The 23,918-nt window shown below is 63.2% G+C and carries 19 protein-coding genes; 9 read left to right on the top strand and 10 right to left on the bottom strand.

The genetic code is table 11. The features are described 5' to 3' along the window. Window positions 1–6: 6 nt before the first annotated feature. The gene (locus tag FHR23_RS12930) at window positions 7–2,841 is read right to left on the bottom strand and encodes a TonB-dependent receptor (RefSeq protein WP_184004708.1); all 2,835 of its coding nucleotides are present in this window, start codon (window positions 2,839–2,841) and stop codon (window positions 7–9) included. Between the two features lie 181 nt (window positions 2,842–3,022). Between FHR23_RS12930 and FHR23_RS16700 the strand changes: the two genes are divergently transcribed. The 7 genes from FHR23_RS16700 to hpnN all read left to right on the top strand — a co-directional run bounded on the left by FHR23_RS16700 (window position 3,023) and on the right by hpnN (window position 12,179). After that, window positions 3,023–3,313 carry an RlpA-like double-psi beta-barrel domain-containing protein gene (locus FHR23_RS16700; RefSeq protein ID WP_184004705.1) on the top strand — a complete coding sequence of 97 codons (291 nt, stop codon included), beginning with the start codon at window positions 3,023–3,025 and terminating at the stop codon, window positions 3,311–3,313. After that, a complete protein-coding gene (locus tag FHR23_RS12920) occupies window positions 3,283–3,708 on the top strand; it encodes a septal ring lytic transglycosylase RlpA family protein (protein ID WP_184004702.1) in 426 nt (141 codons plus the stop codon). Before FHR23_RS16700 ends, FHR23_RS12920 begins: the two co-directional genes overlap by 31 nt. 54 nt (window positions 3,709–3,762) lie before the next feature. Continuing rightward, complete coding sequence (locus FHR23_RS12915) at window positions 3,763–4,248, top strand: DUF421 domain-containing protein (protein ID WP_184004699.1); 486 nt, start codon at window positions 3,763–3,765, stop codon at window positions 4,246–4,248. Between the two features lie 62 nt (window positions 4,249–4,310). Continuing rightward, entirely contained in the window at window positions 4,311–6,986 is a 2,676-nt protein-coding gene (gene ppc / locus FHR23_RS12910) for a phosphoenolpyruvate carboxylase (RefSeq protein ID WP_184004696.1), read from the top strand. Window positions 6,987–7,135: 149 nt separating this feature from the next. Continuing rightward, window positions 7,136–9,064, top strand: coding sequence for a 1-deoxy-D-xylulose-5-phosphate synthase (gene dxs / locus FHR23_RS12905; protein WP_184004693.1), 1,929 nt, complete (start codon window positions 7,136–7,138; stop codon window positions 9,062–9,064). A 9-nt stretch (window positions 9,065–9,073) separates the two neighbouring features. Continuing rightward, window positions 9,074–9,535 (top strand): DUF2141 domain-containing protein, encoded by a 462-nt coding sequence (locus tag FHR23_RS12900; protein WP_184004690.1) that lies wholly within the window; start codon window positions 9,074–9,076, stop codon window positions 9,533–9,535. A gap of 1 nt (window position 9,536) precedes the next feature. Beyond that, complete coding sequence (hpnN, locus tag FHR23_RS12895; RefSeq protein WP_184004688.1) at window positions 9,537–12,179, top strand: hopanoid transporter HpnN; 2,643 nt, start codon at window positions 9,537–9,539, stop codon at window positions 12,177–12,179. On the opposite strand, the gene FHR23_RS12890 is transcribed toward hpnN, so the two are convergent. Next, the gene (locus FHR23_RS12890) at window positions 12,137–13,291 is read right to left on the bottom strand and encodes an MlaA family lipoprotein (RefSeq protein WP_246359879.1); all 1,155 of its coding nucleotides are present in this window, start codon (window positions 13,289–13,291) and stop codon (window positions 12,137–12,139) included. The genes hpnN and FHR23_RS12890 overlap by 43 nt on opposite strands. Continuing rightward, window positions 13,288–13,893: an ABC transporter substrate-binding protein gene (locus FHR23_RS12885; RefSeq protein WP_184004685.1), complete on the bottom strand. Its 606-nt coding sequence runs from the start codon at window positions 13,891–13,893 to the stop codon at window positions 13,288–13,290. Before FHR23_RS12885 ends, FHR23_RS12890 begins: the two co-directional genes overlap by 4 nt. A 221-nt stretch (window positions 13,894–14,114) precedes the next feature. On the opposite strand from FHR23_RS12885, the gene ispH reads away from it, so the two are divergent. Further along, window positions 14,115–15,062, top strand: coding sequence for a 4-hydroxy-3-methylbut-2-enyl diphosphate reductase (gene ispH, locus FHR23_RS12880; RefSeq protein ID WP_343043161.1), 948 nt, complete (start codon window positions 14,115–14,117; stop codon window positions 15,060–15,062). A gap of 31 nt (window positions 15,063–15,093) precedes the next feature. Continuing rightward, entirely contained in the window at window positions 15,094–16,239 is a 1,146-nt protein-coding gene (hpnH, locus tag FHR23_RS12875) for an adenosyl-hopene transferase HpnH (RefSeq protein ID WP_184004679.1), read from the top strand. Here hpnH and FHR23_RS12870 read toward each other — a convergent pair. Genes FHR23_RS12870 through hpnA form a run of 7 tightly spaced genes read right to left on the bottom strand, consistent with a single transcriptional unit; the run spans window position 16,159 to window position 23,884 of the window. Next, window positions 16,159–16,824 carry a phosphorylase family protein gene (locus FHR23_RS12870; protein WP_184004676.1) on the bottom strand — a complete coding sequence of 222 codons (666 nt, stop codon included), beginning with the start codon at window positions 16,822–16,824 and terminating at the stop codon, window positions 16,159–16,161. The genes hpnH and FHR23_RS12870 overlap by 81 nt on opposite strands. Continuing rightward, on the bottom strand, window positions 16,821–18,773 hold the full coding sequence (shc, locus tag FHR23_RS12865) for a squalene--hopene cyclase (protein ID WP_184004673.1): 1,953 nt from the start codon (window positions 18,771–18,773) through the stop codon (window positions 16,821–16,823). Before shc ends, FHR23_RS12870 begins: the two co-directional genes overlap by 4 nt. Before the next feature lie 15 nt (window positions 18,774–18,788). Next, window positions 18,789–20,042 (bottom strand): hydroxysqualene dehydroxylase HpnE, encoded by a 1,254-nt coding sequence (gene hpnE, locus FHR23_RS12860; RefSeq protein ID WP_343043150.1) that lies wholly within the window; start codon window positions 20,040–20,042, stop codon window positions 18,789–18,791. Further along, window positions 20,039–20,881 carry a presqualene diphosphate synthase HpnD gene (hpnD, locus tag FHR23_RS12855; RefSeq protein WP_184004670.1) on the bottom strand — a complete coding sequence of 281 codons (843 nt, stop codon included), beginning with the start codon at window positions 20,879–20,881 and terminating at the stop codon, window positions 20,039–20,041. The genes hpnE and hpnD overlap by 4 nt, the downstream gene beginning before the upstream one ends. Beyond that, complete coding sequence (hpnC, locus tag FHR23_RS12850; protein ID WP_184004667.1) at window positions 20,878–21,720, bottom strand: squalene synthase HpnC; 843 nt, start codon at window positions 21,718–21,720, stop codon at window positions 20,878–20,880. The genes hpnD and hpnC overlap by 4 nt, the downstream gene beginning before the upstream one ends. Then, window positions 21,717–22,865: a glycosyltransferase gene (locus FHR23_RS12845; protein WP_246359886.1), complete on the bottom strand. Its 1,149-nt coding sequence runs from the start codon at window positions 22,863–22,865 to the stop codon at window positions 21,717–21,719. Before FHR23_RS12845 ends, hpnC begins: the two co-directional genes overlap by 4 nt. An 8-nt stretch (window positions 22,866–22,873) precedes the next feature. Next, window positions 22,874–23,884 carry a hopanoid-associated sugar epimerase gene (gene hpnA, locus FHR23_RS12840; RefSeq protein WP_343043149.1) on the bottom strand — a complete coding sequence of 337 codons (1,011 nt, stop codon included), beginning with the start codon at window positions 23,882–23,884 and terminating at the stop codon, window positions 22,874–22,876. Window positions 23,885–23,918 lie beyond the last annotated feature (34 nt).

Raw genomic sequence — 23,918 nt, 5'->3', positions numbered from 1 at the left:
TACGCCCTAGAAGAACATTTTGCGCAGGCTGATACTGATCGTCCGCCCGAGCGGATCGAGATAGCCGGGCTGATAGCGCAACGGCACTTCTCCTTGTGCATCGGTCACATGCTGGCGGGTGTCGAAGATATTGTCGATCGACAGGCTGATCCGCGCGCCCCGCAGCCAGGAATGCCTGGCCACCAGCCCCTGCCTGCGCCCCAGATCGGCGAACAGCCGCAGATTGAAGGTCGCAAGGTCGGAAAAACGCAGCGAGTCGTCACCATTGGTACCGCCGTCGACATGGGTTGCACTCTGCCAGTCGGCGCTCAGCCGCCCGCCGAACCCGTTTTTGAACAAGGCTGCATTCAATTGCACCTCATGCCGCGGCTGACCACCGCTATTGCCGAGCGCAGCCCCGTTGAGCAGGTCGAGCGGCGCAACGCCGGGACGGATCAGGATACGGTCCTGCAAATGGATGGTGTGGTAGAGACTGATGCGCAGCCGACCGCCCCCGCCGCCGAACGGACGGTGACCACCACGACCGCCGCGACGTTGCGCCTGCCGGTTGTTTTGCGCAGACTGGTTTTGCGCCTGCGCGTTGCCGCTATTATCGGCGCCCTTCGTCGCTTTGTCGCCGGATGCGCCGTCTTGCGTCGTCTGACCGCCCTGTGCCGATTTCGCTTGCGGGTCGAGGGAGGATTGCCGGTCGCTGGAAGCCGCGTCCTGCCGATTCTGTCGGCGCCAGCCTCCACCACCACCACCGCCACGTCCACCGAAACGCCCGCGCTCGTCACCACCAAGCCGTTTCGTAAAGTTGATGCCCCAGCGCAGTTGCTGACGGTCCGACTGTTCGAAATTGACCGGTCGGGAATCGACCTGAACCAGTTGCCCATCCGGGCCGCGCACGAAACGATCGGGAAACGCTGCCTCGATCTGCGCAGTGGCGGAAGGAAAGGATTCGATCGGATTGCGGATACGCTCAGTCACATACTGGGCGTTAAGCCGCACATCCTTGAGCGGATTGAGGTTCAGCTCAATCTTCATCACATGGCGGTTATCGGCGATCAGATTCGGATTGCCGCCCGATATCTGGGTGACATCGACCGTCTGCCCGGTGACATAGTCGAAAATCCGCGTGTTCGGCGTCAGGATGGTCGGGTTTCCGAGCTGTTGCGGCGTCGGCTCGCCATCCTCCTGCGTGACGGAGACCAGCAGGCTGACCGGATCGACGGGCGTCCAGTGCAGACCATATCCCAGCGACGTCAGCGTGCCGAAATCCGAAAGCTGGCGGACCTGCGCATTCCCGTTCAGCGAAAGCTTACCCAGCGTGCTCAGCACCGCGCGGCTTTTATTGGCGATGGGCAGGTCGACATTGACCTGCCCTGCCTCCACCGTGCGCCCTACGGCAATGCGCTGATACACGCCCGATCGCGTCGAGTTGCTGTGCAACTGGTTATCATCGAATTCCAGGTTGAAACTGGTCGTCACCGGTCCGGCCGGAAGCGTCAGCGGCGATCCGGTAATCAGCGCATTCAGTTGTCCGACATCGGATACCGACCGGGCATTGTCGTAATATTGCCCCAGCCCGGACGTCAGAAAATCGGGTGTGAAGGGGTTGAGGCTATTGTCGCCCAGCATCAGCATCTGCTGCACCGCGCCGATATCCACGCCCGTTGCCGTGTCAGTACGCGTATCGACCCGGTCATAGGCGCCGGTCAGCGTCCATTGCCAGCGCGAAAGCACGCCGTTCAGGGTGACCCCCGCATGTCCGGTCAATGTGCCGACGGTGCTGGTCAGCGGCTGCGACGTATCGGCATAACGGTTGAGCAGAACATCGTTCGAAAAGGGCGAATAGGGATTGTCGGACGGCACCAGCAACTGCGCGCCGGCCCATCCCTGCCAGGAGGTATCGCGCTCACCCTCCAGGCTCAGGTTGATCGTCGCATTGACGTCGCCGAACACCTTGGTCGCATAGACAGCGTTGACCGATGTCCGCTTTTTCGAAGGTTCGAGGGTCCGGGCGCTGGTGTCGTCGGTGGGATTGGCGGTCGTGGAAAAATCGTCCAGCGTCGGGGCGCCCGTTGTCGGAATCACTCCCGCAACGGTAATCGGGCTTCCGGCAAGCGCCGTCAGCGCCGGATCGATCGCGCCGCCCGACGGAGAGGTGATGTTGCCAGCCAGCGCATAAGGCGCACCACTCGACGTCGGCAAGATGCCGCGCTGCGATTCCAGCAGGCGCGACTGGGTTTCGCCCTCGACCTCCACGTCCAGCCGCCCATTGGGCGTCAGCTTCAGATAATGCCCCTCAAGCTGAAGGTCATTATTGCCACCTGCCGTCGGCACCTTGTCCTTCACCTCTGCGGTGGTTGCGCGGAAATGCTCGCGCAGAACGATGTTCACCACCTTCTGGTCAGCGCGATAGCCATATTTCAGCGCGACTTCCTCCGGCAGGATATCAACGCGTGCAATCGCCTCGACCGGCAGGTCGCGAATTTCGCGAAAGCCGGAAATCCGACGCCCGTTGACCAGCACCACCGGGCGCCCCGACCCCATGCCGCTGCCCGTGTCCGCCGCCAGCTCGGTCAGCAGGTCGGAAACCGAACTGACGCCATAGGCGCGGATGTCGGCGGGACCAAGCTGCTCTTCGGGCTGAATATCACCGATCACCCCGCCCCGTTCGCGCTCACCCGTCACCACGATATCGCCGCTGCCCTCTACGACTTGCGCCGAAGCGGACGGAGTCGGAGTAGGCGCAGGGGTTTCCGCCCCGCTCGGCTGCGTCGCATGAGTCTGCGCGGCCAGTGCGGCCGGTGACGTGGAAAGCAGCAGCGCCGTAGTGGCGAGCGTAAAGCGGATCATGCGAGCAGGGGCCTTTCAAACATGTACGACCAAAGGCCGGACTGCCGACGTTCCTAATCGCCATTTGTCGCAAAAGTTTCGCAAGTCGCGATACATTTGAAAATCTTTTGCGAAATCTGCCCGACCATGCCCCATATGATCATGTCGGACATGAAATCATCCGGCATCCCGCTGCATTGACATGGGTATGAACGATCGTGGGCCGTTCGTGCGCAATCGTATCATCGACCTGTCGACAGCAGCGGCACGTCGGATCGGCATGCTGAAAGACGGGTCGCACGCGTCCGGCTGCGCCTGCTGGTGTCGTCCGCGCACTGATTTAGACAATGCTCGCGTAATTATCCTGCGCGCAGGAGCAACTGGTCGCCCCAGACTCACTATGTGTCGCAATCGCGACGACCGCCTCTGGCACTTCGTTCCGACAACGCTACGGTTTCCGCCATGGGGGTATTCGCCAGACATTTTTCCCTGATCGCGGCCGGTGCGCTGTTTGCCGTCGGCATCTCGTCCCCGGCGCTCGCCAGAACGGCTGCATCAGCGGTCGATGGATTGGGAGAGGGAGAAGCGAGCTATTTCAGCACCGAAATGGCGGGCAGCCGTACCGCCAGCGGGGAGCCTTGCGACCCCGACACGCTAACCGCCGCACATCGCACCTTACCGCTGGGCAGCGTGGTACGCGTCACTAATCCGGCCAACGGCAAATCGGTCGTGGTCCGTATCAACGATCGCGGACCCTATGCCCGTAACAGGATCATCGACCTGTCGCGGGAGGCCGCACAACGTATCGGACTGGTGCGTGCGGGACGTGGCGAAGTGCAGCTTAGCATGGTCACCGACGACGATACTCCATCCCCGGACGATAACTGATCACCTTGTCGGCACCGTACCGGAACGCCCGGACCCTCCCAGAGTTGTATCGGCATGGAAACTTTCCATGCCATTTTCGGAAGTCCGCATAGCATATCCGCCGCACAGGCATGTGCCCGCACCGTGCTGGTTTTCGCCTATGGCCTGATCCTCTTCCGGCTTGCCGGACGCAGGACGTTCGCGCGCTGGTCCGCCCTCGACATCACCGTTTCGATCATTGTCGGATCGACACTCAGTCGGGGGCTGAGCGGCAATGCGCCGCTTCCCACCGTGTTTCTGGAAGTAGCGCTGATCATGGCCCTGCACTGGATCATCGCCCGGATCATTGCCCATCGCCGCATGTTTTCACGCCTGATCGAAGGTCCGGCGATCGAACTGGCACGGGATGGCAAACTGTTCCTGAGCAGACTACAACAACATTCCGTATCTGCCGCTGACCTGGATGAGGCCCTGCGCAGTCAGGGTATCGAGAATATCGATCAGGCAAGCCGGGTCACGCTCGAGCCGAGCGGCAGAATTTCCGTTCTGAAATCGAAATAATCTTTCGCCAAAGCCGACTTCCGGTTGACCGGAGCGCTGGTGCAATGCAGCAAGAAGGACATATGGCTACAAAATCCCCCATCACGAACAATCCCGATATCCGCTTTCTCGGTCGCCTGCTGGGCGACGTCATCCGCGAATATGGCGGGGAGGAACTGTTTAAACGCATCGAATATATCCGCTCCACTTCGGTCGATCGCCACCGCGGCGTGGCGGGGGCCGATGCCATCGATCCGGGACTGGACCGGCTGACGCTGGATGAAACGCTGGATTTTACGCGTGGCTTTATGTTGTTCTCGATGCTCGCCAATCTGGCTGAGGATCGGCAGGGCGTGGCGGTCGAGAAGGACGCCGATGTCGAACATGCGCTTGAGCGACTGAAAAAGGACGGGATCGACTCGAGCGCCGTACTCGGCCTGCTCGCCGACGCCCGCATCGTCCCGGTGCTCACCGCGCACCCGACCGAGGTCCGGCGCAAGAGCATGATCGACCATCGCAACCGCATTGCCGATCTGATGCGGATGCGCGACAAGGGCATCACTGAAACGCCCGAAGGAGCGCTGGTCGATGACGCGATCATCCGCCAGATCGCGCTCCTGTGGCAGACCCGCGTGCTGCGCCGCGACCGACTCTATGTCGCCGATGAAGTTGAAAATGCGCTCAGCTATCTGCGCGACGTGTTTCTGCCCGCGCTTCCCGCGCTATATGCGCGCTGGGACCGGGCGTTGGGCGAGCGTGCGCCCTCTTTCCTAAAACCGGGAAGCTGGATCGGCGGCGATCGTGACGGCAACCCCTTCGTTACCGCCGATTCGATGCGCCTGGCGTTGTCCCGCGCGGCCGAAACCGTCATCGGCCATTATCTCGACTCGCTGCACGCACTGGGTGCTGAATTGTCGATCTCGACCCAGCATGGCGAAGTCGATGCCGATGTGCAGGCGCTGGCCGATGCCAGCGGCGACGAGGCTGAAAGCCGCAGCGACGAGCCCTATCGTCGTGCCATTTCGGGCATTTATGCCCGGCTATCGGCCACGCATGCAAACCTGACCGGCAAGCTGCCGCCGCGCCCTGCCCCGCTGACGGGCACACCCTATCCCGATCCCCATGCGTTTCGTGCCGACCTGTTGGTCATCGCGCGCGGACTGACCGCAGACGGTAAACGTGTGCTGGGGTCCGGCGGCGCGCTGGGCCGGCTGATCCGCGCGGTAGAGACGTTCGGCTTCCATCTCGCCACACTCGACATGCGCCAGAACAGCGCGGTGCATGAACGCGTGGTTGCCGAACTGCTGAAATCGGCAGGTGTGGAAGACGATTATATGGCGCTGGATGAGGAAGCCCGCGTTGCCCTGCTGCGCAGAGAACTTGCCAGCCCGCGCCCGCTGACCAGCCCTTATGCCGAATATTCGGACGAAACAGCATCCGAGCTGGCGATCATGCACGCCGCAGCCGATGCGCACGCCAAATATGGCCGTGACTGCATCAACAACTACGTCATTTCGATGGCAACTTCGGTATCGGATCTGCTGGAAGTCAATCTGATGCTGAAGGAAGCCGGCCTGTATGTGCCCGGCAATCCGCCTCAGGCGCATGTCATGGCGGTTCCGTTGTTCGAAACCGTCGCCGATCTGGAGGCCGCGCCCGATGTGATGCGCGCCTGGTTCGCGCTGCCCGAAGTTGCCACCGTATCGAATGCACGCGGCTATCAGGAAGTGATGATCGGCTATTCCGATTCGAATAAGGATGGCGGCTATTTGACATCCACCTGGCAATTGTCGCGCGGTTCGACCGCGCTTGCCCCGGTGTTCGAAGATGCAGGCATCGGGATGCAGTTGTTCCACGGGCGCGGCGGTGCCGTGGGGCGCGGCGGCGGTTCCGCCTTCTCCGCGATCCGCGCCCAGCCGCCCGGCACGGTGCAGGGCCGCATCCGCATCACCGAACAGGGCGAGGTGATCGCCGCCAAATACGGCACGCCGCAAAGCGCCATGGCCAATCTGGAGGTGATGACATCGGCAACGCTGCTCGCCAGTCTGGAGCCGGAGCGCCTGAGCAACCGCGATTACGACCGCTTCGCCGCGGCGATGGATCAGCTTTCGGACACTGCCTATCACGCCTATCGCGCGCTGGTGTACGGCACCGACGGATTCCGTCAGTTCTTCCGCCAGATGACGCCGCTGACCGAAATCGCCGGTCTCAACATCGGCTCGCGTCCGGCCAGCCGCAAGAAATCCGACGCGATTGAGGATTTGCGCGCGATTCCGTGGGTATTCAGTTGGGCGCAGGCGCGTGTCATGCTGCCCGGCTGGTACGGCGTGGGTCAGGCTATCACCGCGTTCGAGGACAAGGGGCTGCTGCGCGAAATGGCCGAAGGCTGGCCGTTATTCGCCGCGACGCTGGAAAATATGGAAATGGTGCTCGCCAAATCCGACATGGGCATCGCCGCACGCTATGCCACGCTGGTCGAGGATCAGGGTGCCGGCGAGACGATTTTCGGACGCATTCGCGAAGGCTGGCAGCAAACGCATGACGGACTGTTGATGGTGACGCGCCAGACGCGCTTGCTGGAAAAACATCCGGGGCTCGAAAGTTCGATCCTGCTGCGCCTGCCCTATATCGAGCCGCTCAACCTGTTGCAGATCGAACTGCTGAAGCGTCACCGCGCCGGGGAGGACGATGCACGCATTCGCGAGGGCATTTTGCTGTCGATCAACGCCATCGCTACGGCGTTGCGCAACAGCGGCTAGAAGCGACCGTTGCGTCGGTTTCACGGGCAACGGAATCACGTTCCCGACGTTTACCGGTTTCCAAACCGGAGTTTGTTTCATGCGTGAATTGATCCGCCCCGCATCAGCAATGGTTTCCCATTGCTGATTTTGGGCCTAAACACATGCGCATGACGAATATGAAACCCGATACACCGTTACTGGATACGGTGGCGACTCCAGACAAATTGCGGACACTGAAAGCTTCCCAATTGCGGCAGGTAGCCGACGAATTGCGTGCCGAAGTCATTTCTGCGGTGGGAACCACGGGCGGGCATCTTGGCTCCGGTCTGGGCGTGGTCGAACTGACCGTAGCCCTGCACTATGTGTTCGATACGCCCAACGACCGGCTGGTCTGGGATGTCGGGCATCAATGCTATCCGCACAAGATCCTGACCGGTCGGCGCGACCGCATCCGCACGCTGCGTCAGGGCGGCGGACTGTCGGGCTTCACCAAACGGACGGAAAGTGAGTACGACCCGTTCGGGGCGGCGCACTCCTCGACCTCGATCTCGGCGGCGCTGGGTTTTGCGGTCGCAAACAAGCTGTCCGACAATCCGGGCAAGGCAATTGCGGTGATCGGCGACGGATCGATCTCGGCCGGCATGGCCTATGAGGCGATGAACAATGCCGAGCAGGCGGGCAACCGGCTGGTCGTCATCCTGAACGACAATGACATGTCGATTGCGCCGCCGGTGGGTGGCCTGTCGGCCTATCTGGCGCGGCTGGTATCGTCGGGCGAGTATCTGGGTCTGCGTGGTCTTGCCAGCAAGGTGACCAAGAAACTGTCGAAGCGGATGCACAAGGCCGCCGGCAAGGCGGAGGAATATGCCCGCGGCATGGCGACCGGCGGCACCTTGTTCGAGGAACTGGGGTTTTATTATGTCGGGCCGATAGACGGGCACAATCTCGACCATCTGATCCCGGTGCTGGAAAATGTCCGCGACGCAAAGGAAGGGCCGGTGCTCATCCATGTCGTGACGCAAAAGGGCAAGGGCTATGCCCCGGCCGAAAATGCAGCCGACAAATATCACGGTGTGCAGAAATTCGACGTGGTGACAGGCGCACAGGTGAAAGGTCCGCCGGGGCCGCCCAAATATCAGGATGTGTTCGGCGACACGCTGGCAAAACTGGCAGAGACCGATGAGCGCCTCTGTGCAATCACGGCGGCGATGCCGGGCGGAACGGGTGTCGACCGCTTTGCCAAAGCGCATCCCGATCGCGCGTTCGACGTGGGCATTGCCGAACAACATGCGGTAACCTTTGCGGCTGGACTGGCGGCACAGGGAATGCGCCCGTTCTGCGCGATTTATTCGACCTTCCTGCAACGTGCCTATGATCAGGTGGTGCATGACGTCGCGATCCAGAACCTGCCCGTTCGGTTCGCCATCGACCGCGCGGGTCTGGTGGGCGCGGACGGTGCCACCCATGCAGGCAGCTTCGACGTGACCTATCTCTCTACGCTGCCCAATTTCGTGGTGATGGCGGCTGCCGATGAGGCGGAACTGGCGAACATGGTCTATACCGCCGCCGTGCATGACGATGGGCCGATCGCCGTGCGCTATCCGCGCGGGAGCGGAACCGGCGTTCCAATCCCCGAAGTACTGGAAAAGCTGCCCATCGGCAAAGGCCGGATTGTGCGCGAGGGAAAGAAGGTCGCGATCCTGTCGCTCGGTACGCGGCTGACCGAGGCGGAGAAGGCCGCCGACATGCTGGAGGCCAAGGGGTTGTCGACGACAGTCACCGACCTGCGCTTCGCCAAGCCGCTCGACGAGGAACTGATCCGCAAGCTGCTCGCCACGCATGAAGTGGCGGTGACGATCGAGGAGGCTGCGATTGGCGGGCTGGGCGCGCATGTGCTGACGCTGGCCAGCGACGAAGGACTGATCGATGCGGGGCTAAAGCTGCGTACCATGCGTCTGCCCGACCGCTTTCAGGATCAGGATAAGCCCGACAGGCAATATGACGAAGCCGGCCTTAATGCCCCGGACATCGTCGATACCGTACTCAAGGCGCTGCGGTGGAATGAAAGCGCAAAAGAGGCGGACACAAGGGCGTAAGGAAGTTTCATGAGTATCAAGCGTATCGCCGCACTGGCTATTGCCGCACTGTTGACCTGTGCGGCAACGCAGGCACCCAAGCCCGCCCCTGCCCCCGTTCCCGATGCGGGGGTGCTGACGCTGAAAGTCGGCAACGTCACCAAGGCAAAGGGTATGGTGCATGTCTCTATCTGCAGCCAAAAGCTCTTTTTGAAGGACGACTGCCCCTATACCGGATCGGCTCCGGCAAAGGTCGGCGTTACCACCGTGCGCGTCACCGGCCTGCCCGCGGGTATCTATGCCGCGCAGGTTTTTCAGGACGAAAATGGCGACGGCAAGGTCAATCAGGCGCTGTTCGGCATTCCAACCGAGCCGGTCGGCTTTTCCAATGACGCGCCCATTCGCATGAAACCACCGAAATGGCAGGATGCGAAGTTTGATTTCGACGGCCGGTCCAAAACCATTTCGCTGAATCTGCGCCACTTCCTGTGACATGAAGCCGCTTTCGCTTTCGACTCTGCGCACCCCGGTCCCGGCACTGGTCGGTAGCAGCGTCAGGCGACCATGGGCGACATTGCTGATTACCGCACTGCTGACGCTGGCGGCACTGTTCTACGCCGCGGGTCATTTTGCGATGACCACCGATACCGGCGCGCTGATTTCCCCCAAAGTGGAGTGGCGGCAACAGGAAAGCGCGATCGAAAACGCCTTTCCGCAGCTTCGCGACGTCATGCTGATCGTGATCGACGGCAAGACGCCCGAACTGGCCGAAAGTGCCAGCGACGCGCTGGCGAAAAAACTCGGCAGCGACAAACAGCATTTCCGCATGATCCAGCGCCCCGATGGCGGGGATTTCTTCGCACGCGAAGGGCTGTTGTTTCAGTCACAAAAGGAGGTTCAGCAGACCACGGCAAACCTGATTCAGGCGCAGCCGATGCTGGGACCGCTCGCCGCCGATCCCAGTCTGCGTGGCGTCGCCACATCGCTGTCGACCATGCTGACCGGCGTCCAACAGGGCACGACATCGCTCAGCCGGATAGACAAACCGATGACCGCGCTGGCCGACGCACTGGACAAGGTGGTGGACGGCAAACCGGCCTTCTTCTCATGGCAACGCCTGCTCAATGACGGCAAGTCGGGGATGGCGGCACCGACCCGGAAGCTGATCCTTGCCCAGCCGGTACTCAACCATGCCGACCTGATGCCCGGAGAGGCGGCAAGCGATGCCGTCGATGCTGCGGCCAAGTCACTGGGTTTGGATGCCGCGCATGGCGTGTCGGTGCGGCTGACCGGCGAAGTGCCGCTGGCGGATCAGGAATTCGCGACGCTGGAGGAGAATATCGGTCTCGTCGCCTTCGTGATGCTGGCGGCAATGCTGCTGACCCTGTGGTTCGCCACGCGCTCGGCAAAGATCGTCGCGGCAATCCTGATCACCATCGTCGCCGGACTGATCGTCACCACCGCGCTCGGCCTGCTGGCGGTTGAAAAACTCAACCTGATCTCGGTCGCCTTCATCCCGCTGTTCGTCGGGCTGGGAGTCGATTTCGGAATTCAGATCAGCGTGCGCTTCAATGCCGAGCGGGTGGAAGGCTTCGGCGCGGCCGATGCGCTGCGCCGCGCGGCTGGCGCGCTGGGGGCACCGTTGCTGCTGGCGGCGGCGGCGATCTTCCTCGGCTTCGCGGCGTTCCTGCCCACCGCCTATGTCGGTATCGCGCAACTGGGTATTATCGCCGGGCTGGGCATGATCATTGCGCTCGCCTTTTCAGTGACGTTTCTGCCCGCGCTGTTGCTACTGCTCAACCCCGGCAAGCCAAGCCGCGACGTCGGGTTCAGCCAGATGGCGCCCGTCGATGCTTTTCTGGAACGCCGCCGCAAAAGCGTGCTGTGGGCGTTCGTGCTGGCGCTGCTGGTCAGTATCGCGCTGCTGCCGTTCGTGCGGTTCGACTTCAACCCGATGCACCTGCGCGATCCGCATTCGCCCGCGATGGCGACGCTGACCGACCTGACGCGCGATCCCGACCGCACGCCGAACACCATCGAGGCGCTCGCCCCCAATGTGCAGGCCGCAGACGCGCTTGCGAAAAAGCTGGGTGCGCTGCCCGAAGTTTCGCTCGCGGTGACGCTCGACAGCTTCGTCCCCGACAACCAGCAACCGAAACTGGCGCTGATTCAGGACGCCTCGATGCTGCTCGACCTGACGATCAACCCGTTCGACACCATGCCTCCACCCAGCGACAGCGAACTGGTTCAGGCGTTACGGAGCACGGCACAGCAGCTTCGCAGCGTGGCACAGCAGACCGCGGCCCCCGCCAACCAGCCCGCGCTGCGGCTGGCCACCGCGTTTGAAAGACTGGCCACCGCCTCGCCGCAGATACGCGCAAAGGCGAACGCGGTCCTTTCGAAGCCGCTCGATACTACACTGAACCAGATCCGGTCGATGTTGCAGGCCCAGCCCGTCAGCCGGGACACCCTGCCCGACCAGCTTCGCCGCGACTGGGTGGCGCCCGATGGCCGCGCGCGTGTCGAACTGTTCCCTAGCGGCAACAGCATGGACAATCGCGTTCTCGAACGCTTCCGCGCCGCCGTGGCACGCGTCACCCCTGCCATTTCCGGCCTTCCGGTCGCGACCCAGGCCGCCGCCTCGACCGTCGCAGGTGCGTTCATTCAAGCCGGAGTGATCGCGCTGGTGCTGGTCAGCCTATTGTTGTTCTTCGTGTTGCGCAGCGTTCGTGAAGTCGCCTTCACGCTCGCACCGGTGGTCCTGTCGGGCTTCCTGACGCTCGGCACCTGCGTGCTGATCGGGCAACCGATCAATTTCGCCAACATCATCGCCTTTCCGCTGTTGTTCGGGGTAGGCGTGGCCTTTCACATCTATTTCGTGATGGCATGGCGCGCGGGTGCGCGTGACCTGCTGCAATCCAGTCTAGCGCGGGCGGTGCTGTTCAGCGCACTGGCCACCGGCACGGCATTCGGCAGCTTATGGTTGTCGCACCACCCCGGCACCGCCAGCATGGGCAAGATTCTGATGATCTCGCTCGCATGGACACTGGTCTGCGCGCTGATCTTCGAACCCGCGCTGCTCGGCCCGCCGGATCAGTCGCGCGAAGAGGAAGGTGCGGTCGCCGCAGGATCCTGAAGCGGATCGGTCAGCGGGTCGTTGGCAGGCGTCGGCATCGTTTTCGCCTTACCGCTCGCCGCAGGATCAGTGAGCGGGTCGGTCAGCGGATCACCTGATGACCCCGCCGAAGGGTCGGACAGCGGATCCGCCAGCGGATCGTCCTGGGTCGCAGCGGGTTTTGCCGCATCATGCTCCTTCAGCGCCGCGACTTCCGCCGCACGGTTTTGCAGATAGACCGACCGCAGCGTCGCATAGGGATCGACCGCGCTGCGGTACAGCGCCTTCAGGTCGGCATCGGATTCGGCCCGCTGATCCAGCCCGGTAATCACTGCCTTGGGAATCTGATATTCGGCGCGATCGAACGGCGTGCCTATCAGCACCGGCAGTACGGCTCCGTCCGCAGGGCTGCTCAGCAAATCACGCAGCGTAGTCGGCCCGACAAAGGGCAGGAACAGATATGGCCCCGGCCCGATGCCGTAATAGGCCAGCGTATCGCCGAAACTGTTGTCATGATGCGGCACGCCTTCGGGCGTCGCCACGTCCAGGAACCCGCCAATACCCAGCACCGTGTTGATTGCGAACCGGCCAAAGGTTTCTGCTGCCCGCTTGAAGCGCAACTGCAACAGGTCATTCAAAAACGCCAGCGGCTCGGTCAGATTGCGGAAGAAGTTGCGCAGACCCGATCGCACCGGCTTCGGCACCACCGTCTTGTACGCCATCGCCAGCGGGCGGATCAGCACCTTGTCCAGCCCCATCTGAATCCCGAACATTGTCCGGTTGAACCCTTCCAGCGGGTCGTTCTGCCCCGGTACCGCAGCGGTGACGACGATATGATCGGAATCGGCGGCTTGCGGTGCGAAACGCACCGGCACCGTCGCCGCCAAAGCCATCGTCACCGGCGGCGGATCAACGGCGGCACGCGACTGTGCCAGCGGCATGGGCGATACCGATGCCGTGACGATGATCGGCGCATCTGCCGCCCCGGACGACGCCGTATCGAAGGCACCGGGCCGCAGCGCGGGCGGCAGGCCGCGCATGACGACCGGTTGTTGCGGCAGGGATGCCGCCGCCGTGTCCAGCGCGACCGGATCAGCGGCGGCAACCGGCAGGGCAAGCAGCAGCGGCGTCAATCAGCAGCCTTGTCGGCCAGCGCGTCGAGATGGCGAACCAGCGCTTTCGCCCCGCCTTTTTGCAGCACACCTGCGAAATCGGAACGCCGCGTGGCAATCTGGCTGATCGAATTCTTGTAATAGACGTCGATGATCTTCCACGCGCCGCCCTCCTGACGCAGGCGATAGCCCAGCGCCACCGGGCTGCCGCCGGGCTTACCCAGCGTGGTGCGGACCAGCGCGTCGCTGCCGCGCGTTTCGACATTCGGGCTGACGGTGAATTTCTCCCCCGACCAGCTATCGAAATTGCCCGCATATTGGGCGATGGTCATGCGCGAGAACGCATCCGTCAGAGCCTTTTGATCGGCAGGTGCGATACTGTTCCAGCCCGGCCCCACCGCCAGCCGTGTCATCAGCGGCAGATCAAAGGTCTTTTCAATGACCGGGCCGATGCGCACCACACGCCCCTTGAAGCCCAGCTCCTTGCCGCTCTTCATGGCCGACAACAGCCCGCTGTCGAGTTGTTCCACCGTCGATGCGGGCGATTGCTGTGCCTGCGCGACCGCGGGCGTCAGCATCATCGCAGAGGCAAGGCCAAGAGTCAGTCGATTGGAAACTAGCATGATTTCCTTCCATCGAATTGCGCCCGCTCTATCTGCGGCGTCGGCAAAAATCCAGACACGTTGCGCGGGCATTTATTCGGTTCGATAGCCTCTTGCGCCTGAACGGTCCCTGACCCTAGATAATGGTCGATACGGTTCATAAATGCCATTACAGGGCATGACGGAGAGGAACCGGGAGGGGCAAAACGCTGTTTTCCAGCGGAAAGGACATGCCTTTGCGGATCATTCTTGCTCAACCCCGCGGTTTTTGCGCCGGCGTCGTACGCGCCATCGATATCGTGGAAAAAGTTCTCCAGCAGCATCAGCAGCCCGTCTATGTACGTCACGAAATCGTACATAATGCCCATGTCGTGAATCGATTGCGCGATCAGGGCGCGATTTTCGTCGAGGAACTGTCCGAAATTCCGACCGGAGCGCCGACCATCTTCAGCGCGCACGGCGTGTCGCAGGACGTCGAGAAGGAAGCACAGACGCGCGGACTGGATGTGTATGACGCGACCTGCCCGCTGGTGACGAAGGTGCATATTCAGGGCCGCCGTTATGCAAAGTCGGGGCGTCATATCGTGCTGATCGGCCATGCGGGTCATGCCGAGGTAGAAGGCACGCTGGGGCAGATCGATGCGCCGGTGCATCTGGTGCAGAGCGAAGAAGACGTCGCCACCCTGCCTTTTGAGCGTGACGCACCCATTGCCTATATCACGCAGACGACGCTGAGCGTGGACGATACCCGCCATGTCATCGCCGCACTGCACGCCCGGTTCGACAATGTCACCGGGCCGGATGTTTCCGACATTTGCTATGCCACGCAGAACCGGCAGCAGGCGGTTCGCGCGCTATGTCGCGAAGCCGAATTGCTGCTCGTCGTTGGTGCGCAAAACAGTTCCAATTCCAACCGATTACGTGAAATCGGTGCGGAAATGGGCCTGCCCAGCCATCTGGTGCCCGACGCTGGCGCACTGGACCCCGCATGGTTCGATGGTGTCGAAACGATCGGCCTCACCGCCGGTGCTTCTGCCCCTGACGCGCTCGTCGATACTGTGATAGAGGCGTTGCGTGCGATGGGATCGGTGACCGTCGAGCATCAGGATGGAGTGTCCGAAGATATGGAATTCAGTCTTCCTGCCCGCTTGCGCACCCCGCCCCTGCGCGCCCATGTAGGCGCGAAATAATCTGTCTTCCCCTGACGTTTAGGATTTCCTCATGTCGATTCCGCTTTCCCAAATTGCCCGCATCGGCAGCTACACGCTGCGCGAGCATATCAAGGGCGGCAAATATCCGCTGGTACTGATGCTGGAACCGCTGTTCCGCTGCAACCTCGCCTGCCCCGGCTGCGGCAAGATCGATTACCCGGACGCAATTTTGAACCAGCGCCTGTCCTATGATCAATGCATGGAGGCGATTGACGAATGCGGCGCACCCGCCGTGTCGATTGCCGGTGGCGAGCCACTGCTGCACAAGGAAATGCCGCGCATCGTCGAGGGCTTCATCGCGAAGAAGAAGTTCGTGATCCTGTGTACCAACGCGCTGCTGCTCAAGAAGAAGATCGACCAGTATAAACCGTCGCCCTTCTTCACCTGGTCGATCCATCTCGACGGCGACAAACAGATGCACGACCATGCCGTCGATCAGGACGGCACCTATGACATCGCCATCGAAGCGATCGAACTGGCCAAGGCCAAGGGCTTCCGGGTGCAGGTCAATTGCACCGTGTTCGACGGTGCCGATCCGGCGCGGCTGGCGGGTTTCTTCGACGAGATGGAAGCACGTGGCGTGGAGATTACCATTTCGCCGGGCTATGCCTATGAGCGCGCCGCCGATCAGGAGCATTTCCTCAATCGCGAGCGCACGCGCAACTTCTTCCGTGACGTATTTTCCCGCGGGAACGGCGGCAAGGCATGGACCTTCACCAATTCGCCGTTGTTCCTCGACTTCCTGGCGGGCAACCAGACCTATGAATGCACGCCCTGGTCGATGCCGCTGCGCACCGTGTTCGGCTGGCAGAAGCCCTGCTACCTGCTCGGCGAGGGCTATGTCTCCACCTTCAAGGAACTGATGGCAGGGACCGATTGGGACAAATACGGCGTCGGCAAATATGAAAAATGCGCCGATTGCATGGTCCATTGCGGGTTTGAGGGTACGGCCGCGACCGATGCCATCCGCCATCCGCTGAAAATGATGCAGGTGGGACGCAAGGGCGTGCGTACTGACGGGCCGATGGCGCCCGATATCGACCTGTCCAATCAGCGCCCGGCGGAAGAAAGTTTCTCAACCCATGTCGAGCGGGAACTCGCCAAGATCAAGGCGGCCGATCCCAAGGCGTCCAAGCACGTCGTAAACGCCGCCTAACCGTTTGAACGCAGTGCCCGCGCGCCGCCCGGTGCGGATCAGCGCGGGCAGTTGCGCAGGATGACGGGCAAGCGAGGCCAGCACGCGGCCCAGCGCCATGCCGCCATCGGGCCGCATCCCCGCCAGCGCGGCGGGGGGCAGTGTCTCGTCCGCCGTGTCGGAAATCACGCGGACCGCCGCGAAGGGCAGCCCGCGCTCCTCCGCCACCAGTGCTGCGACATGGCTTTCCATATCGACGGCGATAGCCCCGCTTTCCTGCCACAGGATTCGCTTGTCCTCCCGCGCCGCCACCGCATCGTCCCTGCCGATCACGCCCCCACGCCGGGCATAGGGCAGCATCGTCAGCAGCTTTTCGATCAGCCTCCGGTTGCCGTCGATAATTACATCACCGGGATGCAGCGTCGGATTGAGCGCCCCGGCCAGTCCGCTCGATACGATCGGACCGGGGGATTGCACCGCCAGCGCGTGCAGTTCCTGTGCCAGCCGCGCGCCGTCACCACCGCCCGCCACCGCGACGATATCGCGTCCTGTCCCTTCGATCAGCCGCTTCTCGCGGAGCAGCCCGCAGGCGACGATCAGCGTCACATGCCGTGCGCGACACGGCGCGTGTTGGAACGTTTAAGGTTGCGGTAGCGCGCCATCGCCCAGAGCGGGAAATATTTGGGATAGCCGTGATAGCGCAGGTAAAAGACGCGCGGAAAACCGCCGCCGGTATAGAATTCCTGCCCCCACAATCCGTCCGCCTGTTGATGTTCGGCCAACCAGCCGATCCCGCGTGCGACCGAATCGGAATCGACCTCACCCGCCGCCATCAGGCCCAGCAGCGCCCATCCCGTCTGCGACGCAGTGGAAGGTGCCGGACGATGGCCCTCATAATCGAGCGCATAGCTGTCGCAATCCTCCCCCCAGCCGCCGTCCGGATTCTGGATGGATTTAAGCCACGCGACCGCCTTTGCGACCATCGGATGATCGGGCGCAACACCTGCCGCGTTCAGCGCACAAAGCACCGACCAGGTGCCGTAGATATAGTTGACGCCCCAGCGCCCGAACCAGCTTCCATCGGCTTCCTGCGCTTTTTCCAGCCAGCCCAGCGCCGCCTGCATCCGCGCGCTGTCGGTCGGCTCGCCAAGCTGCGCCAGCATCGACACGCACCGCGCGCTGACATCGGCGGTCGGCGGGTCGAGCAGCGCGCCATGATCGGCAAAGGGCAGGTTGTTAAGATAGTGATAGGCATTGTCGGCATCGAACGCGCCCCAGCCGCCGTCACGCGATTGCAGGCCGACCGTCCACTCGGCCCCGCGCGCAATCGCCTCATCGCGATCCGCGTCGGATTTCGCGCGCGCGCGATCCATCGCCATCACCACCACGGCGGTATCGTCAAGATCGGGATAGTGCGCGTTGTTATACTGAAACGCCCAGCCGCCGGGCCGTATATCGGGCCGTTCCTCCGCCCAGTCGCCCTTCACGTCCAGCACCTGGCGCGGGCCAAGCCAGTCCAGTGCTGCCTCCGCCCGCTTTTCCGCCGTCTCATCACCCACTTCCAGCATGGCGTGCGCGGCGAGCGCGGTATCCCACACCGGCGAAACACAGGGCTGACAATAAGCCTCGTCCGCATGGATCACGAGCAGTTTTTCGACCGATTTGCGCGCAATCGCACGCGAAGGATGATCCTCAGCATAGCCTAGGCAGTCGAACATCATCACACTATTCGCCATGGCCGGATAAATGGCACCCAGCCCGTCCTCTCCGTTCAGCCGTTCCTCGACAAAAGCCACACAGGCATCGATGGCGCGTTTGCGGGTCTTTTCCGGCCACAGACCGTCCACCCGCTTCAACACCCGGTCAAGCGTGTTGAAGCCTATCGTCCAGAGCCATTTTTCATCGGCCACCCGCCGCTCCGGCGTCACCGCTTCGCCCGTGTAAAGTTCGTCGACCCGGACGCGCAGCGGATTGCGCGCCACCGGCTTTTTCGCCGCCAGCACCAACAGCGGTACGACCACCGTGCGCGCCCAATAGGACATTTTCGACAGATGGATCGGAAACCAGCGCGGCAACAGGATCAGTTCGGGCGGCATGGTCGGCACCGCATCCCACGGCCCGGCATCGAACAGGGCAAGCTGAATACGGGTAAAGACGTTGCTCGCCGCCGCACCGCCCGCCGCCAGCACCGCTTCGCGCGCACGCCGCATATGCGGCGCATCGACATCGTCCCCGATCATCTTCAGCGCATAATAGGCCTTCACCGTCGCGCTGAGATCGAATTCCCCGTCGTGAAAGAGCGGCCAACCGCCGTGCGTCCCCTGCCGACGGCGCAGATAGGTGGCGATTTTCGCCTCCAGCTCCGTATCGCGCGCTTCGCCGAGATAATGGCGCAGCAGCACATATTCGGACGGGATGGTGGCATCCGCCTCCAGTTCGAACACCCAATGCCCGTCCGGCCGTTGCGCCTTGCCCAGCGCGGCAGTGGCACGGTTTACGGCGCGATCGACATGATCCAGCGCGTTCGGGTCGGATTGGGTCAGCGTGGCATCCATGGTCGTTCGCACTTCCTACGCAAGCCGCGCCCGCATCGCCAGCCCCGCCGCGACTTCGCCGGAACGCAATGCCCCCTCGATCGTGGCGGGCAGGCCGGTATCCGTCCAGTCGCCTGCCAGAAACAGGTTGCGCCAGCGGGTTTCGGCGGGCGGGCGCTTGGCATTCTGTGCGGGCGTCGCAGCAAAGGTCGCGCGCTTTTCCTTGACGATCTGCCAGCGCGGCATGGCCGTGTCGATGCCATAGGCAGCACAGATTTCCGTCCAGAATGTCCGCGCCAGCGTCTCCCGGTCGACGTCCACCAGCCGGTCGGCAGCACTGACCGTCACCGAAATCCGGTCGGGGAAGGCAAACAGCCATTCCGCCGTTCCACCCAGCAGGCCCAGCATCGGCGGCGCATCCTTTGGCGGCGCAATCGCGAAATGCGCATTGACGATGGCGCGAAACTGGTCGGGAGCGCGCAACTCCGGCACCAATGTAGTCGCGACCCAGGGCGGCACGGCAAGGATCACCGCTTCATTGGGCGCAATATCCTGAGCCCCGTCCGCCCAGTCGAGCGCTGCTATCCGGTCGCCTGCAAAGCGAATAGCCTTTAGCCGCCGTCCCAGCCGCACCGGCTGACCCCGCCGGTCGAGAAATGCCGTCGCCGGGTCGACAAAGGCCGATGCCAGCGTCGGCTCGGCAATCCGTGGACAGGTGGCCTGTCCGCCCTTCGCCACGCTTTCGCGCAGCACCGCACCCGCCAGCGCCGCCGATGCCTCACACGGATCGGTATTGAGTGCGGCGAGCAGCACGGGTTCGAGCAACCGGTCCCAGACCGGCCCTTTCGCAGCAATCCGGGCGTCGATCCGCATATCGCTTCCCCGCAGCAGGCGGACCAGCGGCAGATAGTCGCGCACGCGGCTGCCTGGCACGCGCGCACGCCGCGAAAAGATCCACCAGGGCAGCCGGCCGTCGCTGATCCGCACCGACCAGTGCGCACCGCTCCTCAGGTCGCGAAAGGCAAAGCGTGCCTCATCCGGTCCCGCCAGCGGAGTATCCGCCCCGATCGCCGCACGAAAACGCGCCACCGCGGCATTACCCGACAGCACCAGATGATTACCGTTGTCGATGGTCAGGCCAAGCTGCGGATCGTGATAGGAGCGGCAGCGCCCGCCCGCCTGCGCCGCTGAATCGGACAGCGACACCGCAATGCCCTTTCGCGCCAGCGTGACGGCAGCCGACAGGCCCGCCATCCCCGCGCCCGCAATCACCACCCGGCGCAGGGTCAACGCTTCAACCCCAGCCGCGCCAGCGTCCACAGCAGGGCAGGCTTGCTGAGCTTCACGCGCTCGCGCGGCGGTGCCCAGCCCGCCGCCGCCATCCGCCGCAACAGCTTCGCATAGACCGCCGCCATCAACCGGGGTGCGATCAGATAGCCCTTCGGCTTCTTCGCCAATATCGCTTCGGCTTCACGAAAATGCGCTTCGGCCTGTGCCAGCAGCGGGCGGCAGGCAGCGTCGATACGCGGATCGGCCGCCACTGCCTCCGGCGTGATCGGCACGATGCCCGCACCCTCCAGCGCTTCCCATGACAGATAGACGCGCCCGATCGCCGCATCCTCGTCAATATCGCGCAGGATATTGGTGAATTGCAGCGCGCGGCCCAGATGGTGCGAGAGCGCCAGACCGGGCTCCCGCTCCATCCCGAACACCTGCACCGACAACCGCCCGACTGCCGACGCCACCCGGTCGCAATACAGGTCGAGTTCGTCGGCGCGCGGCCAGCGAATATCGCGCGCGACATCCATCGCCATGCCGTCGATAATCGCATCGAAATCGGGCTTCTTCAGATCGAAACGCTCGATCGCCGGTTTCAGCATCCTCGCGAGTCCCGGATCGCCACCGGCGTAGAGCGCAGCGATATCCGCCCGCCATTGCGCCAGTTGGGCGGCACGCTCTGCCCGGTCGCCCTGCAAATCGTCGGCGATATCATCAACCACCCGGCAAAAGCCGTAAATCGCGTACATTGCTTCACGCCGGGGCTTGGGCAGCACCCGCATCCCGGCATAAAAGCTGCTGCCATGCGCCGCCTGTTGCAGGTCCATTGCGTGCGAGGGCGTCTGTTTCATCGCGGCCACCGCAGCCAGTATTTGAGCAGTGCCCCCGTCGCCAGCATTGCCGCCTGCGGCCTGGTGTGATGCACCCGCTGGCTGAGCGGGTCGCGGCGATGCAGCCGTTTGTTCAGGCTGACCGCAAGGCCGTGGATCACCGCCACTTCGCCTGCCAGCCGGGAATCGCGAATCGACGCGGCAAACCCCGCCGATTGCTCAAGCAGCGCGTCCGTCTTTGCCGCCAGATGCCGGATCGCCGCAAGCAGACCCTGCGTCGCTTGTGCGCCGCCGAGGTCCTCGATACGGCCGCCCGTTTCCGCGAGCGTTTCGGAAGGAATGTAGACGCGGTTCAATGTCCGATAATCCTTGCCGCAATCCTGCAGATGATTGATGACCTGAAGCGCCGCACACAGTGCATCCGATGCGGGCCACAGCGTGCGCGATTCGCCGTGCACGTCGAGCACATAGCGCCCGACAGGCATCGCGGACAGGCGGCAATAGCCGATCAATTCCCCCCAGTCGGCATAGCGGTTGATCGTCACGTCATGGGTGAAGGCATCGAGCAGGTCGCAGGCATGGCCGGGGTCGAGGTCGCGTTCGGCCATTGCATGATGCAGCGCCAGCGCTTCTTCATTATCGCCGCGCCCCATCACCCCTTCGCGCATCGCGTCGAGCAGGCGCAACTTTTCCTCCGGCGCGGCATCCGGATTGTCGGCAACGTCATCGGCCGCGCGGGCAAACCGGTAAAAGGCCATGATCGGCGCGCGATAGGCGGGCTTCACCAGATGCGACGCAACGGGAAAATTCTCGTCGCGATGGCCTTTGCCCGATGCGAGTTGTGCTGCCTCCGCCGTCATCCGCCTGCCCTTGCCGCCTGCGCCCTGCCCTTCCACATGCCGCCGCGCCCGCGCCAGTGCTGCCAGGCGGAGAGGAAGGTGCATCCCGCATAAAAGGCCGCGATCAACGGCAAGGCAATCCCCCAGAGCGGTGAGCGATGATAGAATCGCAGCATCGGCTGAAACGCAATCGTCATCAGCACCCATGCGGCCAGTGCCATGCCCCAGATCAAGGGATAGCCGCCCGCAAAAGCCAGCACCGGCGGGGCAAGATAGACCAGCGCCATGCCGATGAGCGTACCCAACAACGCCCAGGGCGAATAGCCAAGCTGCGCATAGGCCGAACGCGAAATCATTGCGGCAATCTCTCCCCAGCCGTCATACGGACGAATACTGCGCGACCGGTCGGTCAGGCCCAGCCATATCGGCCCTTCACGCTTCATCAGCGCGCCGAATGTGCAATCGTCGATCAGTGCGCCGCGGATCGCCGCAATCCCGCCCGCACGTTCCAGCGCATCGCGCCGGGCGAGCATGCAGCCGCCCGCCGCCGCCGCCATGCGCCCGGGCCGGTTCACGCGGGCAAAGGGATAGAGCATCTGAAAAAAGAAGACGAAGGCCGGGATCAGCGCACGTTCGGCAAAAGTGTCGCAGCGCAGTTTCGCCATCAACGAGGTAAGGACCAGCCCGCCCGCCTCCGCGCGTGCCACCAGACTGCGCAGCGTATCGGGCGCATGGGCGATATCGGCATCGGTGAGCCAGAGATAGTGCGGGCCGCCACCCGCCGCCGCAACGCCCTGCGACACCGCCCAGAGCTTGCCTGTCCAGCCGGAAGGAAGCGGTTGCCCGGTCACGATTTCCAGCGGATGACCGCCGGCATCGCGCGCCGCCTGCCGCGCCACATCCGCCGTGCCGTCGCTGCTCGAATCATCGACCAGAATGATACCGAACCGCCCCGGATAGTCCTGCGCGGCAAGACTGCCGATCGCGCGGGCAATAACATCGGCCTCGTCGCGCGCGGGCACCACCGCCACCACATCCGGCCAGTCCGTCGGCTCCGGCGGCAGATCGCACGTATCGCGTTCGCGCGCCAGCCAGAAGCCACCCCGCACGACAAGCATCCCGATCCAGATCAGCAATGCCAGCACGGCAATCGCCAGCTCGATCAATGCACCAGTCACCGCACGCTCCCTGCGGCACGAAACCATGTCAGCGCATCGGCAATCGCGCTTTCATAGGGGCGATGGCGATAACCCAGATCGCGCTCTGCCTTTGTCGAGGAATAAAACATCGCGTGTTTCGCCATCCGCAACGCATCGCGGGTGAGGAACGGCTCCTTGCCCGTCACCTGCGCAATCCCCTCATTTACCCAGGCAAGCGGATAAAGCGGCCCGGTGGGCAGGCGCACACGCGGCGGCCTGCGTCCCGCCAACCGGGCGATGGCACCGAACAGGTCGCGCATCGTCACATCGTCACCGCCCAGAATATAGCGTTCGCCCAACTGCCCCTGCTCCAGCGCGGCGATATGGCCGTCGGCCACGTCATCGACATGCACGACGTTCAGCCCGCTTTCGATATAGGCGGGCATCCGGCCATTCGCGGCCTCGACGATAATGCGCCCGGTCGGGGTCGGGCGCACATCACCGGGCCCCACCGGTGTCGAGGGATTGACGATCACCGCAGGCAGGCTTTGTTCGGCGACCATGCGCTCGACCAGCCGCTCGGCTTCCACCTTGGAACGTTTATAGGCGGTAATCACCTGATCGGGCTGCGCCGCACGATCTTCATCGGCGGGGCCATCGGGATCGGGCAGGATCGTCGACACGCTGCTGGTATAGACGATGCGCTCAACGCCTGCGGCCAGCGCCGCTTCCATCACATTGCGGGTGGTGGCGATATTGTTGCGGACAATTTCTTCCGGGTCACGTGCCCAGAGCCGATAATCTGCGGCAACATGAAAGACCTGCCGCGCCCCCGCCATGGCTTTTTCAAGCGATGCCCGGTCGCGCAGATCGCCGGTGACGACCGGCCCGGTAAAGCCCGACAGGTTTGTGCGCGGGCTGGTATCGCGAACCAGCACTGTCGGCCGGGTTCCGCGCCGCATCAGCGCGCGCAGCACTGCACCGCCGACAAAGCCGGTCGCACCAGTCAGAAAAACCTTGTCGGACAGACTGGTCAGCCTATTCACTCCCTTGTCGCACGCGCCGCACTGGGCCCTTAGG

The organism is Stakelama sediminis, assembly GCF_014199335.1.
In the GTDB taxonomy this organism is placed as follows: Bacteria; Pseudomonadota; Alphaproteobacteria; order Sphingomonadales; family Sphingomonadaceae; genus Sphingomonas; species Sphingomonas sediminis.
Note: the sequence above shows the minus strand (reverse complement) of the source record. Positions and strands in the feature narration are given on the sequence as shown.